Below are 13,651 nucleotides of genomic sequence, written 5' to 3'. Positions count from 1 at the left end.
TTTAATTTATGGCTTAATGCCTCTATTTTTTAAAGCCCAATATTATGGCTTTGCTCTTATTCCCTCTGCAATGCTTGTGTCATCTATCGTTACAACAAAGTGACCATTTGCAATTTTTGGCGGAATTGAGTTTTTCCATTGAATGGCTAAACCATTGCGATAACGCAAATCGATGGCGGAGATTTTAGACCATACAGGTTTCAAATCACTTTGTGCAAGATGTCCCAAGCGCTGTAGCTTACTCATGGTTTGATCTTTATCTACAATAACACGTAGACCTGAATCAAACTGCATAAACCACGTCATACGTTCTGTTAAATATAGTTCTTTTAAACGATCGTTGACGGGCAAGAATAATTGATTAATTTCATTATAACGACGCATCATCATTTTAGATTGATGCGTTGGTCCGTGTAATAACGGTAAATGTTGATTATTTTGTGGCGTGACTTCGGTAAAGACCTCACCGCTGTCACTGAGCAAACGACCTGTACCCCAACGGGCAATTGGATGACGCGGCATGACCCGCACACGAATGGCATTCGGCCACGCGCGTGAAACCACCACTCGATCTACCCAAGACAACTCCAAAGCAGTATCGCGGATTTGCTCTAGGTCAGAGGTGAAATAGTTCTTAGTCATCACAGGGTTCACATGCGTCATCACTTGACGATGTTCCGCATCTGAACGTGTACCCACTACATCTAGCTTGGCAATTTGTGCGTCGGTCATGACTTTATATAGCCCATACGCACCCACTGCCAGCACGAGCACTGCAACGCAAAGCATTACCCAACCGCCAAAATGGATCAGCTTTTCTTTGGCTGTTGGCGGTTTGTCATGAATCGAGGTAATCGCTGCCCGTTTACGGCGCAAGGATGCAGGAAGTTGAGCCATATTTAGTGTGCTTCACCTGTGAGGGTTTGTGCCAAAATTGCCACACACAGCTCATCAAAACTATAGCCGACTGCATTTGCCGCTTTCGGAACTAAAGAATGGCTGGTCATTCCCGGTACGGTATTCACTTCGAGTAACCAGAAATTACCCTTTTCATCTTGCATGGCATCAATACGCCCCCAACCACTTGCACCCACCGCTTGGAAGGCACGCAATGCCAAAGCTTGTAACTGTTGCTCTTCGGCAGCGTTTAAACCACACGGAATACCGTATTGCACATCGTTACGCTGATATTTGGCTTCATAATCATAGAACGCTACATCTTTCGGGGGTTCTAAACGAATAATCGGTAAAGCCTGACCGTTGAGTAGTACGATGGTAAATTCACGCCCTGTAATCCATTTTTCAGCCATAACAATGGCGTCATGTGCAGTTGCTTTCGCCACAGCATTAGCAAAGTCTTCAACTTTTTCGACTTTGCTCATGCCAATACTTGAACCCTCATGCACAGGCTTGATGATGAGTGGCAAGCCCAATTCAGCAACCACATCTTCAATATTGGAATCTTTGCTGACAATACGATATGGCGCAGTTGGCAAGTCCGAACCTTGCCAAATTTGCTTGGTCTTCACTTTGTCCATGCCAATGGCTGAACCTTGCACGCCCGTACCGGTGTATGGAATATTCAACCATTCCAAGACACCTTGAATTTGACCATCTTCACCACCACGCCCGTGTAATACAATAAAGGCACGATCATAATTGACCAATTCGGTCACACTACGTGTTTGTGGATCAAATGCTTCTGCATTGACCCCTGAACGTAGCAGTGCTTCGAGTACTGCTTGACCGCTGTCTAGAGAAACCTCACGCTCAGCWGATTTTCCACCCAATAACACGGCAACTTTGCCGAACTTTGAAGCATTTGACACGTTTATATCCTTAAACTTTAAACTGGTCGATCAAATTCAAACATCACAGGTTGTGATTATTTTAAATACAAATGGTTTTGTGCAAGTTCGATTGAAATCGCCCCCACATTACCTGCACCTTGGGTCAATAACAAGTCATTAGCCTGTAACACTTGTTTCACAATATTCGGTAAGTTGCCATCGTTTGGATCGACCAAAATTGGCTCAACCTGACCACGCAAACGAATACTGCGCGCTAAAGTACGACTATCTGCACCAACAATTGGTTTTTCGCCCGCAGGATAAACATCGAGCAATAGCAATTGATCGACTTGTGACAACACCTCAACAAAGTCATCAAAACAGTCACGAGTACGACTAAAACGGTGTGGTTGGAACAACATCACCAAACGGCGATCAGGATGACTTTGACGCGCAGCTTTAATAGTGGCTTCCACTTCTTTCGGGTGATGTCCGTAGTCATCTACCAATTTCACATTGCCGTCTGCTACCGCAAACTCACCTTGTACTTGGAAACGACGACCAACACCGCTAAAGCCTTCTAAAGCACGGCAAATTGCACCATCAGAAACACCTTCATCGGTGGCAATTCCAATTGCAGCCAAAGCATTTAATACGTTGTGCAGACCAGGTTGATTCACCGTCACGCGTAACGGTTCGCGGTCTTTACGCAATACGGTAAAGTGTGTGCGCATACCGTCTTGATCGACATCAATGGCACGAATATCGTTGTCTTCGTTAAAACCATAGGTCAATACAGGACGCCCGATACGTGGCATAATTTCACGGATATTGGCATCATCACCACACACGACAGCTAAGCCATAGAATGGCAGTTTGTGCAAGAATTGAATGAAGGTATCTTTTAAAATATCGAAACTACCACCATAGGTGTCCATATGGTCGGCATCAATATTGGTCACCACAGCCGCCATGGGCTCTAGGAATAAAAACGATGCATCAGATTCATCGGCTTCTGCCACGATATAACGGCTCGCACCCAATGCTGCATTGACACCAGTACGGTTTAGCAAGCCACCAATCACATAAGTTGGATCCATATTTTCTTCGGCCAACATACAGGTAATTAAACTGGTGGTGGTGGTTTTACCATGCGTACCCGCCACTGCAATACCATGACGATAACGCATCAACTCGCCCAGCATTTCAGCACGACGCACCACAGGAATACGGGTGTCAATTGCTGCTTTAATTTCTGGGTTTTCTGGGTCAATTGCAGTAGACACCACCAACACATTTGCGCCTTTAATATGATCTGCCGCATGCCCAATATAAACCTTGATGCCGTTTTCTTCTAATTGCGCTGTGGTTTTTGAGGCTTTGATGTCTGAACCCGATACTTTATAACCCTGGTTTTTCAAGACTTCGGCAATACCACACATCCCCGCGCCACCAATACCCACAAAATGAATGTGTTTGATACGGCGCATTTCAGGCACTTTGATTAATTTTTTCGCTTGATCAGCGGGTGTAGATGGAGACATATTTTACTCGAACAATGCTTGAATAAGACGAACCACGTGCTGAGTTGCATCTGGCTGTGCCTGCTGACGGGCTTTGACCGCCATTTCAGACAACAATTGACGATTCATTAACGGGGTTAATAATGTTGTTAAACTTTCGGGGGTCATACTGGCTTGCGGACAGATTTTTGCTGCACCCAAATCGGCTAAAAATTTGGCATTGGCAGTTTGGTGATCATCCACCGCACTAGGCAGTGGCACAAATACTGCTGCAACACCTGCAGTCGCGACCTCGGTTACCGTGAGCGCGCCCGCACGACAAATGATTAAATCGGCATCACTATAGGCTTTGGCCATATCTTCAATAAAAGGCTGTACCTCAACCTGTAAATGGTCAGGCTTGTGTGCATAACGTGCCTGCGTCGCATCGGCATGGTTTTGCCCACATTGATGATAGACATCTAAAGCAACATTCAGTTGCTTTAACGCTTCAGGTACACATTCATTTAAGGCTTGTGCACCAAGCGAACCACCCACAATTAAAATACGAATTGGCAAGCCTGCTTTTTCACGTTCCTGATAGCGCCATGCAGGGCTTAAGGTCGCAGTGATTTCTTCACGAACAGGGTTGCCTGTGGTGACAATTTTGTTACTGTTTGGAAAGGTATTTGGGAAAGCCTGACACACAGTTTTAGCTACCCGTGACAATTGAGTGTTAGTAAAACCCGCGACTGCATTTTGTTCATGAATCAGCACAGGAACACCCAAAGCGCGTGCTGCCAAGCCACCTGGTCCTGCTACATAACCACCAAAACCTGCAACTGCATCAACTTTTAATTGCTTCATGTAACGCATGGCGCTTAATGTTGCACCTAAAATTTTAAATGGTGCAGCCAGTTTACGGATCAAACCGTTGCCACGCACACCTTGAATATTAATTTGGTAAATCGGGATATTGTGATTTTTAAGCAGACGATTTTCCATGCCCGTTGGGGTCGCCAACCATGACACTTGAATCCCTTGTTGCTGTAATTGTTTTGCGACGGCTAAAGCGGGAAAAACATGTCCACCTGTACCTGCGGCCATCATCATGACATGTTTCGGCTGTTGTTGCTGTGCATCAGTCACGGTTTAATTCTTCAACTCAAAATAAGGCAAATAAAAATCTTGTATAAGCTATCAATTGTAATCACAAACGCATGGGCTTGAAAGGTTATTTACTTTTTTTCACCAAGTGCTTGATTGTTTTTTTCTACAGATTTTCAAGTTTAAACTAGTTTTATTATTAATCTACGGAAAATGTTAAGTTTTATTCAATTTTAGATGCTTTGCTTGAACCCTTTTGCAAGTGTTTAAGTTGTTTTTTGTCTCCACGTGTCTAAAAATAAAGCCGCTTTCAAATAGAAACGGCTTTTGTATTGATACAGTGAACATTAAAGCCTAAACTTAGTTTGAACGACCTGCTTCAAGTACTTTAAATAAATCATCGGCAATAGATGTGCCAAACTGTGCGTCAATTTCACGAATACACGTTGGACTGGTCACGTTAATTTCAGTGACATAGTTGCCAATCACATCTAACCCGACAAAAATCAAGCCTTTTTCACGTAAAAATGGTCCAACTTTGGCGGCAATGACTTTGTCATTTTCAGTCAATGGACGTGCTTCACCCAAACCACCTGCAGCTAAGTTGCCACGCACTTCGCCATTTTGTGGAATACGGGCCAAACAATACGGCACAGGCTCGCCATTGATCATGAGGATGCGTTTATCACCCTCTACAATTTCTGGAATATAACGCTGCGCCATGATGGGCTGAGTGCCGTTATTGGTCAAAATTTCAAGGGTTGAGCCTATATTGACCCCGTCTTGGTACAAACGGAAAATACCCATGCCACCCATACCATCGAGCGGTTTAACAATTACATCGCCATGTTGCTGAATAAATTCACGAATCAGGCTTTGTTGTGAAGTAACCAATGTCGGAACTTGTAGTTCTGGGAATTGGGTCGCAAACAGCTTTTCATTACAGTCACGCAGGCTTTGCGGTTTGTTGATGATCCATGCGCCTTCGCGTTCAGCTTGCTCTAAAATATACGTGGTATAAACGAAATTCATGTCAAAAGGCGGGTCTTTACGCATGAGAATGACATCATAATCGGCTAAGGATTCTTTGTGTTTTTCGCCCAATTCGTAATAATGGTTATAGTCTTCAAAGACTTTAAGCGGAGCAATCAGACCAAATGCCTTGCCCTGATCAATATATAAGTCTTGCTGTAATGCATAGCCCAAGGTATGCCCACGACGTGAAGCAGCCCATAGCATTGCCATGGTGGAATCTTTTTTGAGATTGACTGTTTCAATAGGGTCCATCACCACAAGTACGCGCATATTTCGGTGCTCTTTTGAAGAATTGAATAAGCAAAAGTATAGCGGAGTTTGGCTTTGGTGTTGCTGCAATTTTCGTAACGCTTCATCCACAATCATCATGCACTTGGGAGTACGCGATGCAACAAGCAATTATTGGTTTTCATTTAGATGAAGAAAATGATTGGGTCGCAGATTTGGCCTGCGGTCACGGGCAGCATGTGCGGCATAATCCGCCGTGGCAAAACCGCCCGTGGGTAATCACAGAGCAAGGGCGCAAGGAAAAGTTGGGGGTGATGCTCGAGTGTAAGAAGTGTGAGGAGGAGACTGAGTGAATACACTTAGATCTACTAATTGAACCCTCAATAGGAATAATCAAGCTCAGGGGGAGGTAATATTACAGTTCAAATTGCCAGTTGACTATGACTATCTAATCAAACTAACTTCAAAATGAGCAGTTCAGCTTCTTCTGTTTTCTTATATACGCTGATCTATAAAGAAACTAAAATTTAATTTTATAAGCTTAACAACACGCAACTCTCAAACAAAAAATATTCATTACAATTCAATGTATTATCCAAAAACCCAAACCTACCGATCTGGGTTTTTTACAGATTTATCACATTCCACGCTAAATTATTGATCAACGTTTCACACGATCATCAAATAATGCGCATGAGACTTAAATCCCATACTTCACACGGTACGCTTCCATTTTCGCCAAGGCCTCTTTTTCACCTTTGGCATCCAAATAATTCATTAAATCTTTCATGGTAATTAAAGCATGCACAGGAATTTCCAACTCTTTTTGTACTTCCTGAATGGCAGACAAATCGCCCTGACCTTTTTCTTGACGGTCTAAAGCGACCAATACACCCGCAATTTGCGCACCTGCATTTTTCAAAATGGTCACCACTTCACGAATAGCGGTACCCGCAGTGATCACATCATCAATAATCCAAACTTTTTTGCCCTCAACTGCAGCACCCACTAACACACCACCTTCACCATGGTCTTTGGCTTCTTTACGGTTAAAACCCCACGGCACACTAACGCCATGATTTTGTGATAAAGCCACTGCTGTAGCTGCTACAAATGGAATACCTTTATAAGCAGGCCCAAAAATAACATCTACGTGTTTGCATTGCATGAGTTGATCTGCATAGCCCGAAGCCAATAGCGATAAAGCCTCTCCATCATTCAACAAACCTGCATTAAAAAAATAAGGACTCACACGACCCGATTTTAAAGTAAACTCACCAAATTTAAGCACACCACGTGATAAGGCGAGTTCGATAAAAGCTTGCGGGTTAAATTGAGCTGGCGATGTCATGAGGTGCTCCAAATTAATACATTGAGGTAAGACCCGAGCATGATACCAAAGAGTAGCTATCCGAGTGATCAAAAAATTCTTCGAGTGGTTTCAATTAACGTCAATGGGTTGCGTTCATCGGTAAGCAAAGGCTTACTCGAATGGTTAGAAAAGTCTGAAGCAGACGTGATTTGCATGCAGGAAAGCCGCATCACCCACGCCCAATGGACCGATAAATTTAAGCCCGAAGGCTGGCACACGCATCTTTTCCCTGCAGAACGCGCAGGTTACGCAGGGACAGCCATTTATAGCMGTTTGCCCTTTGTTTCTGTGCAAAATGGTTTAGGCTTTGAATTGGCCGATTCTCAGGGTCGTTTTATCAGTGCTGAATTTGATGTAGGACTAGATCACCCAATTTACATCTGTTCACTGTATTTGCCTTCTGGCTCTTCAGGTGAAGAAGCGCAAATGCGCAAAGATCACTTTTTAGAAGAGTATCAAAAAATTCTAAAACAGTGGCGTGAAGAGAATAAATCGATCATTGTCTGTGGTGACTACAACATCGTACATAAACGTATTGATATTAAAAACTGGTCGGGTAACCAAAAGTCTTCAGGCTGTTTACCACATGAACGTGCATGGTTAGATCATATTTATAATGACTTAGGCTATGTCGATACCTTCCGTGAAGTACGCCATGAAGCAGAGCTGTATTCTTGGTGGTCAAATCGTGGGCAAGCACGTGCCAAAAACGTTGGTTGGCGGATTGATTATCATGCCTGTTCACCCGACTGGAAAGCACGTACTGTCAATGCTTGGGTGTATAAAGACGAATGGTTTAGTGACCATGCTCCTGTGATTATTGATTATAAGATTTAATATTCAACCAAATTTCACGGTCTATATGAGTGAACAATTATTCACTCAACTGAGGTTCAATTCGCACATAATCTGTCGACTTTGTGTATTTATCTTCAAGTCGATTCAGCGCATTATTGCATCACGGCAAAGGGACAGTCAGGATGACACAAAAGGATTGGAAGCCGAAGGATGGAAAATAAACTAACTGGTTTTAGTTAGTTTCAAGGAAGTAACAATGGACGTTAAAATGAGACCCGCATAATCAGGATGATTAAATGCGGGTTTTCTCTTTTTATCCTCTTATTTTCTATTTTGCGCTATTACTGTTGTTCTTCACTGTATTTTTTATTTTCACTTGAGTCTGTTCTTATCAAGTTTTTTATTTTGTTCTGTTTATACGTCCCATTTTAGAGCGATCAAGTGTCAATTTGGTGACATCGATATGACGTATTGATGACACATACCATTTAAACAGCCAATCATTGTTCACTGCAGGTTTCTAGCACTTCACGTTATTTTGGGCTAGGCTATAGCCAATTTGATGATATTAACGTGAAAAAATATGTTAAAAATTTATGGGATTAAAAACTGCAACTCAATGAAAAAAGCCTTCGATTTGCTCAATGAATTGGGGCTAAGTTATGAGTTTCATGATTATAAAAAGCAAGGGATTGATGCCGACACTGTCAAAAGTTGGTTAGATGCACTTGGACAAGATGTGGTACTGAATAAAAAAGGCACCACTTGGCGCAAACTCAGTGAGGCAGAACAGCAAGCTGCTTTGGAAAGTGAAGACAAATTAATTGAAGCACTTTGCACTCACACCAGTTTAATTAAACGTCCTGTCTTAAAAACTGAATCAGGCTTTATTGCAGGTTTTGATGAAGCGGCTTATCGTGCTTTGGGTTAAGTTCAAAAAATGCCAATAAAAAACCTGCTCACAAGGAGCAGGTTTTTTTATATCCTGTGCAATATCATTTCAATTGCAGAGGATGGAATACATGCTTAGTTTGCACGAATCCATGTTTGGTTACGACCCAATGCCGCTACACCAATGAAACCACGCAATTCAAGTTTCTTACCACCATCGGCAAGTTTACCTTTTAGCTTGTAGGTTTTACCTGTTTGAGGATCAAGGATTGAACCACCATCGTAGCTCGTGCCACCTGTGTTTTTCAGACCGCGAACAATGGTCAAACCTTTGAGTGATTTGTTGTGATACGGACCTTCACATTTTGTACAGGCATTTTCTTCACCAGGCGTTAAAATTGACTGAATGCTTGCGGTTAAAGTTCCATTTTTTTGCTCAGTAAATCTTACCGTGGCTTTGGGTTGTTTGGTTTTGTCGTCAATTGTTTTCCAAACTGTGCCGTTAAGCGGATCTGCAGCATTGGCCAAAGCGCTTAAACCTAACAGCCCGAATGCAAGTGCAATTTTTTTCATTGTTTTGTTTCCCTAGTCTACTATCAGACAACTTTATTATTAAAAAGTCACAACAAATTTGCAATTTTTGAATGTGACCGTTTAGTGTACCCTTGTAAAGTATGTTGGTAAATACACAAATATCCGATCAAATAAAGAACAAGATGGAAAAATCATGAAGATTAACCCCATGTGGAAACAAATTATTACAGAGCAGTTTTTAAAAACCACCATTCGCAAACCAAGCCAATTTAATTTACCCCCCAATTCTGTACGTTTTGCACTAGAACAAATGTGCCGTTTATTTCCCATGCAAAAGTCGGTGCAGGTACGCGCGCTGCGTTTAGCAGGTCTGCATGCCGAAGAATTAAAACCACAGAATGCTGCAACACAGCTCATTTTTCATATTCATGGCGGGGCTTTTTTTCTGGGTTCGTTAAATACCCATCGAGCATTTTTGAGTCAAGTTACGGCACGCACCCAAATGCAAGTGATTCATGTCGATTATCCGCTTGCACCTGAGCATCCTTTTCCACATGCTTTGGAAGCCGTGTTTGATGTCTATCAAAGTCTGTTGGCGCAAGGTATACACGCCAAAGATATTATTTTGTCAGGAGATTCTTGCGGTGCAAATTTAGCGTTGGCGCTAGCTTTAAAAATACGTGATGAGCAATTGCCGCAAGTGAGTGGCTTAATGCTGCTGTCACCATTTTTAGATTTAACCCTCACCAGTGAATCCTTGCGTTATAACAGCAAGCATGATGCCCTGCTGTCAATTGAAACGCTGGAAACAGGCATTGATTATTATGTACCACCTGAACTTGATCGGGCAGACCCGCAAATTTCGCCATTATTTGACGACTTACATGAATTGCCACCCGTTTTAGTACAAATTGGTTCTAAAGAAATTTTGCTGGACGATGCAACACGCTTTAAAGAAAAAGCCGAACAGGCAGGCGTAGAAGTGCATTACAAACTCTACACGGGTATGTGGCACAATTTTCAAATGTTTTCACCGTGGTTTGAAGAAGCCAAACGTGCATTCGCAGATTTGGCAGAGTTTGCACATCGACAAGATCAAAGTTAAGTTCAACCATATAAGTCTTTGCTCACCTACCCTTTTAGCCGATCCATCTATTTTAAAAAAGCTCAGTACCCTTAAAGCACTGAGCTTTTTTTATTGAAATAGTGGGTTAAATCGCCTGATTTTTTGGCATTGCATTGGCAAGGGCTTGGTCTTTAAATTCCGACATGCTCACCCCTTCAGCGCGAATAATTTCTACATCATTCACCCGGTAAAGTTGAAAATGGTTTTCAGGAAATCTTCCTGAAGGTCGGCAAGGTTGTTATAAACAATACCCACCGCCACGCTAATGCGGTCAATCCATGCTTTTAAGGTTAAAGTCAAACCAAAGTTATACATGGCTGCACCCACCACCACGACATCGGCATCAATATATTGCTGGATGATTTTTTAACTTAAAGTCGCTTGTTCTGCATCCTGCCCCATTAAAATTTCGGTAGTTAAATGCGGAATTGACTGTTGTGCTAAATCTAAATAACCGATCTGCGCATTGCTATTTTTTGCAGTCAATTGTTGCACAATCGCTTGGCTTCACTGACGTGAAACTGAATTTTCACCTAAAATACTGGAGTCGATATGTAAAATTTTCATGGCTGCATCTCAATTCTTTATTCATTCAATAACGCTATTTTAATCTTTGCGCTAAATTGAATAATCTGGAGAATTAAGACACTCTGTTTTATTTTTGGAACAAAATTGGCAAGATCGCTGCGCCACAACCCACTTTGGTTATGCAATAGCTACTCCAAATTTACACGACTACTCCATTCAGACTTGGCTTTGATAAGGTTCCAAATAATTAACCCACATTGGCTCTTGTAAAGCTGCTTGCATCCAAGCCTGCATAGCGGGATGCTGCATCACCAGTTGCATATACTGCTGACTTTCTGCACTCACGGGCAAAGCATAAGTCATAAAACGTGTCACCACAGGGGCATAAAAGGCATCGGCAATGCTGAATTCACCACATAAAAAGCCACCTACAGTTGGGCGTGTTGCCCAAATCTGTTCAATGCGAGCCACATCCTGCCTCAAACCTGCATGTTCTTGCCATAACTTTGCACCCACCTCTGCTAAATTAGCGCGAATATTCATGCCGCATAAACTGCGTAAATCGGTAAAACCGCTGTGCATTTCTGCGCTGATGCTACGCGCCCAAGCGCGTTGCTGTGCATCACGTGGCCAAAGTGCCTGTTCAGGATATTGCTCTGCCAAGTATTCGCAAATGGCGAGAGAATCCCAAACCAATCTACCCCGATCTAATAAGGCAGGCACTTTACCATTGGGGTTAATTTCTAGGACACGTTGTTTAAAATCACCCTCGCCACGTTCACATGGAAAGTTCAGTTGTATTTCTTCAAAGGCTAACTCAAATGCCTTGAGTACCAACCATGGGCGCATCGACCAGCTCGAATAATTTTTATTGGCAATGTACAGCTGCATCATGGCGATGATTCCTGTGTGGTTTGAAGTTGCTGCAGTTGATTTAACAAAGTGCTTTCGTTAAATGCACCCGTTAAACGTAGGCTGCGAATTTCTTGTTGTTGTGCATCCAAAAATAAAAAGGTAGGTGGCCCTAAAATTTCCAATCGATTCAACAAGGCTTGATGACTGGCATCGTAATGGCTTAAATCGAGTTTAATTAAATAAAATTCTGCAAGTGCCTGTTTTACGGTGGAGGATGTCAACACCTGCTGCTCAATCGGACGGCACGCCACACACCAATCGGCATAGACATCTATAATCATGCGCTGATTTTTCGGAGCTTGGGCAAGTAACTGTTTTAATTCTGTTGCAGTCGTTGCTCGGTGCCATTCTAAGACGGCATCGTTTTCCTGCTGCCAAAAACGCTGACTGTGTTGATATTGGCTATAAATCAGATACGGCACCACCACCAATAACGCACTCAGATAAATCGCCCGCAGCACGCCATGATAGCCACTCAAACGATGCAGCACATAGCCAACAAAGCTCAGTCCAAGTGCCAAACTAAGCCATTGCATCCATGCTTCACCCAATAAAGGACGAATAAAATACAATGCCAATGCCAACATAATAAAAGCAAACAGCACTTTGACTTGATGCATCCACAAACCTGCGCGTGGCAAAGCTTTTGCACCAAGCACACTGGCCAACAATAACGGCGTGCCCATGCCAAAACCGAGCGTAAATAGCAGCAATGCCCCTTGCATCTGACTTTGGGTTTGTGAAATAAACAATAACGCCCCTGCCAGTGGTGCAGTCATACATGGGCCAACCAAAAGTGCCGACAACATGCCCATGAGTGCAGCACCTGCCAAATTACCGCCTTTTTGCATGGATTGTGCCTGATCGAGTCGATTGACCCAAGCACGCGGCAACTTGATTTCAAACAATCCAAACAGATTTAAGGCAAATAGCACAAACAGCAAACTAAAAGCAATTAAGGTAGCAGGTTGTTGTAACCAACGCTGAAAATTCAAACCTGCGGATGACGCAATTAAACCCAATATGGCATAGACCATTGCCATGCTACAGACAAAGACCAGTGCAATCGTCCATGCTTTGACACCTTTATGTTCACGCACCAACAAGGAAGTCAAAATCGGCAACATCGGCAAGGAGCATGGGGTAAAGGCCAATAAAACCCCTAAACCAAAAAACAGCAGCAAGCCATAAGCAAACGAACTCTGTGCCAATTTTTCTGACCACATTTGATCTTGTGCAGTGATGGGTTGCGCTGCTGCAGGACTTGTTGAAGATGCTAGCGTGGAGTTGGTCTGAGTTGTGGAAAACACATTCTGGGGTGGGTTACTGTGTCCGCCCCACAGATTTTTTTGTGCTGCACTTTGATTGTCTAAAATCACCAAACCCGTGCTGTCGGTCTGAAATTCAATGCGCTGTGGTGGATAGCAAAGTCGATCTTGCGCGCAACCTTGCCAGCTCACTTGATAGCGCTGTGCAGCCTGCGTGGGGATTTTAAAACTGACTTGTCGATAATAAACTTGAGTGTGTCCATAGTTTTCATCATAGATATCTTCTGCGGGAGGCAACTCTAAAGCCAGTATTTGCTGTCCATGCTCAACCTTAAATTGATGCTGATACAAATAATACTGTTCAGGCATGTTCCAGCGCAGTTCGGCTTGTTGGGGATTGACCGATTCAACGCTAAACTGAAAGGCTTGTTCGGGTGGGAGTAAAGGTGCTTCTGCGTGTAGGCTTAGCGAACACAATAAAAGTAGACTTGCGAGCAGACAAGATAAGCCCCTATTCATATAGCGAAAAATATCAGCCATTAGATCAACAGCAGCTT

Annotated in this window: 13 protein-coding genes and 1 pseudogene; 4 read left to right on the top strand and 10 right to left on the bottom strand. The window is 42.9% G+C overall.

Going from position 1 to position 13,651, the window contains the following annotated elements:
- Positions 1-42 precede the first annotated feature (42 nt).
- From BJN41_RS13720 to gshB, 5 genes are all read right to left on the bottom strand, one after another.
- Positions 43-897: a cell division protein FtsQ/DivIB gene (locus tag BJN41_RS13720; RefSeq protein ID WP_004974235.1), complete on the bottom strand. Its 855-nt coding sequence runs from the start codon at positions 895-897 to the stop codon at positions 43-45.
- Between the two features lie 2 nt (positions 898-899).
- Positions 900-1,829, bottom strand: coding sequence for a D-alanine--D-alanine ligase (locus BJN41_RS13715; RefSeq protein WP_019837077.1), 930 nt, complete (start codon positions 1,827-1,829; stop codon positions 900-902).
- A gap of 56 nt (positions 1,830-1,885) precedes the next feature.
- A complete protein-coding gene (gene murC, locus BJN41_RS13710) occupies positions 1,886-3,334 on the bottom strand; it encodes a UDP-N-acetylmuramate--L-alanine ligase (RefSeq protein WP_070155860.1) in 1,449 nt (482 codons plus the stop codon).
- A gap of 3 nt (positions 3,335-3,337) precedes the next feature.
- Positions 3,338-4,441 carry an undecaprenyldiphospho-muramoylpentapeptide beta-N-acetylglucosaminyltransferase gene (gene murG, locus BJN41_RS13705; RefSeq protein ID WP_070155856.1) on the bottom strand — a complete coding sequence of 368 codons (1,104 nt, stop codon included), beginning with the start codon at positions 4,439-4,441 and terminating at the stop codon, positions 3,338-3,340.
- Positions 4,442-4,759: 318 nt separating this feature from the next.
- Positions 4,760-5,704 carry a glutathione synthase gene (gene gshB, locus BJN41_RS13700; RefSeq protein WP_070155930.1) on the bottom strand — a complete coding sequence of 315 codons (945 nt, stop codon included), beginning with the start codon at positions 5,702-5,704 and terminating at the stop codon, positions 4,760-4,762.
- Positions 5,705-5,820: 116 nt separating this feature from the next.
- On the opposite strand from gshB, the gene BJN41_RS13695 reads away from it, so the two are divergent.
- Positions 5,821-6,015, top strand: coding sequence for a DUF3565 domain-containing protein (locus BJN41_RS13695; RefSeq protein ID WP_070155853.1), 195 nt, complete (start codon positions 5,821-5,823; stop codon positions 6,013-6,015).
- 347 nt (positions 6,016-6,362) lie between these two features.
- Here the strand turns inward: BJN41_RS13695 and pyrE are convergent, their stop codons facing one another.
- Positions 6,363-7,013, bottom strand: coding sequence for an orotate phosphoribosyltransferase (gene pyrE / locus BJN41_RS13690; protein WP_070155850.1), 651 nt, complete (start codon positions 7,011-7,013; stop codon positions 6,363-6,365).
- Positions 7,014-7,052: 39 nt separating this feature from the next.
- On the opposite strand from pyrE, the gene BJN41_RS13685 reads away from it, so the two are divergent.
- Both BJN41_RS13685 and BJN41_RS13680 read left to right on the top strand, forming a co-directional pair.
- Positions 7,053-7,871 (top strand): exodeoxyribonuclease III, encoded by an 819-nt coding sequence (locus tag BJN41_RS13685; RefSeq protein ID WP_070155846.1) that lies wholly within the window; start codon positions 7,053-7,055, stop codon positions 7,869-7,871.
- Between the two features lie 544 nt (positions 7,872-8,415).
- The gene (locus BJN41_RS13680; protein ID WP_070155844.1) at positions 8,416-8,763 is read left to right on the top strand and encodes a Spx/MgsR family RNA polymerase-binding regulatory protein; all 348 of its coding nucleotides are present in this window, start codon (positions 8,416-8,418) and stop codon (positions 8,761-8,763) included.
- Positions 8,764-8,858: 95 nt separating this feature from the next.
- Here BJN41_RS13680 and BJN41_RS13675 read toward each other — a convergent pair whose 3' ends face one another.
- Positions 8,859-9,296 carry a DUF2147 domain-containing protein gene (locus tag BJN41_RS13675; protein ID WP_004974208.1) on the bottom strand — a complete coding sequence of 146 codons (438 nt, stop codon included), beginning with the start codon at positions 9,294-9,296 and terminating at the stop codon, positions 8,859-8,861.
- Positions 9,297-9,450: 154 nt separating this feature from the next.
- Between BJN41_RS13675 and BJN41_RS13670 the strand changes: the two genes are divergently transcribed.
- The gene (locus BJN41_RS13670) at positions 9,451-10,362 is read left to right on the top strand and encodes an alpha/beta hydrolase (RefSeq protein ID WP_070155841.1); all 912 of its coding nucleotides are present in this window, start codon (positions 9,451-9,453) and stop codon (positions 10,360-10,362) included.
- A gap of 106 nt (positions 10,363-10,468) precedes the next feature.
- Here the strand turns inward: BJN41_RS13670 and BJN41_RS13665 are convergent.
- The 3 genes and pseudogenes from BJN41_RS13665 to dsbD form a co-directional block, all read right to left on the bottom strand.
- Positions 10,469-10,950: pseudogene (locus BJN41_RS13665) on the bottom strand (FMN-dependent NADH-azoreductase).
- A gap of 177 nt (positions 10,951-11,127) precedes the next feature.
- Positions 11,128-11,805 carry a glutathione S-transferase family protein gene (locus tag BJN41_RS13660; protein WP_070155838.1) on the bottom strand — a complete coding sequence of 226 codons (678 nt, stop codon included), beginning with the start codon at positions 11,803-11,805 and terminating at the stop codon, positions 11,128-11,130.
- The gene (gene dsbD / locus BJN41_RS13655; RefSeq protein ID WP_413772612.1) at positions 11,802-13,613 is read right to left on the bottom strand and encodes a protein-disulfide reductase DsbD; all 1,812 of its coding nucleotides are present in this window, start codon (positions 13,611-13,613) and stop codon (positions 11,802-11,804) included. The genes BJN41_RS13660 and dsbD overlap by 4 nt, the downstream gene beginning before the upstream one ends.
- Between the last annotated feature and the right edge of the window lie 38 nt (positions 13,614-13,651).

Origin of the sequence: Acinetobacter towneri, assembly GCF_001758345.1 — a bacterium.
In the GTDB taxonomy this organism is placed as follows: domain Bacteria; phylum Pseudomonadota; class Gammaproteobacteria; order Pseudomonadales; family Moraxellaceae; genus Acinetobacter; species Acinetobacter towneri_A.
This window is presented reverse-complemented; position numbering and strand designations above follow the sequence as displayed.

What these genes read in the sequence shown, in the direction of transcription:
- BJN41_RS13720 (WP_004974235.1), bottom strand. Translation starts at nt 897, where the DNA reads ATGGCTCAACTTCCTGCATCCTTGCGCCGTAAACGGGCAGCGATTACC.
- dsbD (WP_413772612.1), bottom strand. Translation starts at nt 13,613, where the DNA reads ATGAATAGGGGCTTATCTTGTCTGCTCGCAAGTCTACTTTTATTGTGT.
- pyrE (WP_070155850.1), bottom strand. Translation starts at nt 7,013, where the DNA reads ATGACATCGCCAGCTCAATTTAACCCGCAAGCTTTTATCGAACTCGCC.
- BJN41_RS13675 (WP_004974208.1), bottom strand. Translation starts at nt 9,296, where the DNA reads ATGAAAAAAATTGCACTTGCATTCGGGCTGTTAGGTTTAAGCGCTTTG.
- BJN41_RS13695 (WP_070155853.1), top strand. Translation starts at nt 5,821, where the DNA reads ATGCAACAAGCAATTATTGGTTTTCATTTAGATGAAGAAAATGATTGG.
- BJN41_RS13660 (WP_070155838.1), bottom strand. Translation starts at nt 11,805, where the DNA reads ATGATGCAGCTGTACATTGCCAATAAAAATTATTCGAGCTGGTCGATG.
- BJN41_RS13680 (WP_070155844.1), top strand. Translation starts at nt 8,416, where the DNA reads ATGTTAAAAATTTATGGGATTAAAAACTGCAACTCAATGAAAAAAGCC.
- gshB (WP_070155930.1), bottom strand. Translation starts at nt 5,704, where the DNA reads ATGCGCGTACTTGTGGTGATGGACCCTATTGAAACAGTCAATCTCAAA.
- BJN41_RS13670 (WP_070155841.1), top strand. Translation starts at nt 9,451, where the DNA reads ATGAAGATTAACCCCATGTGGAAACAAATTATTACAGAGCAGTTTTTA.
- murC (WP_070155860.1), bottom strand. Translation starts at nt 3,334, where the DNA reads ATGTCTCCATCTACACCCGCTGATCAAGCGAAAAAATTAATCAAAGTG.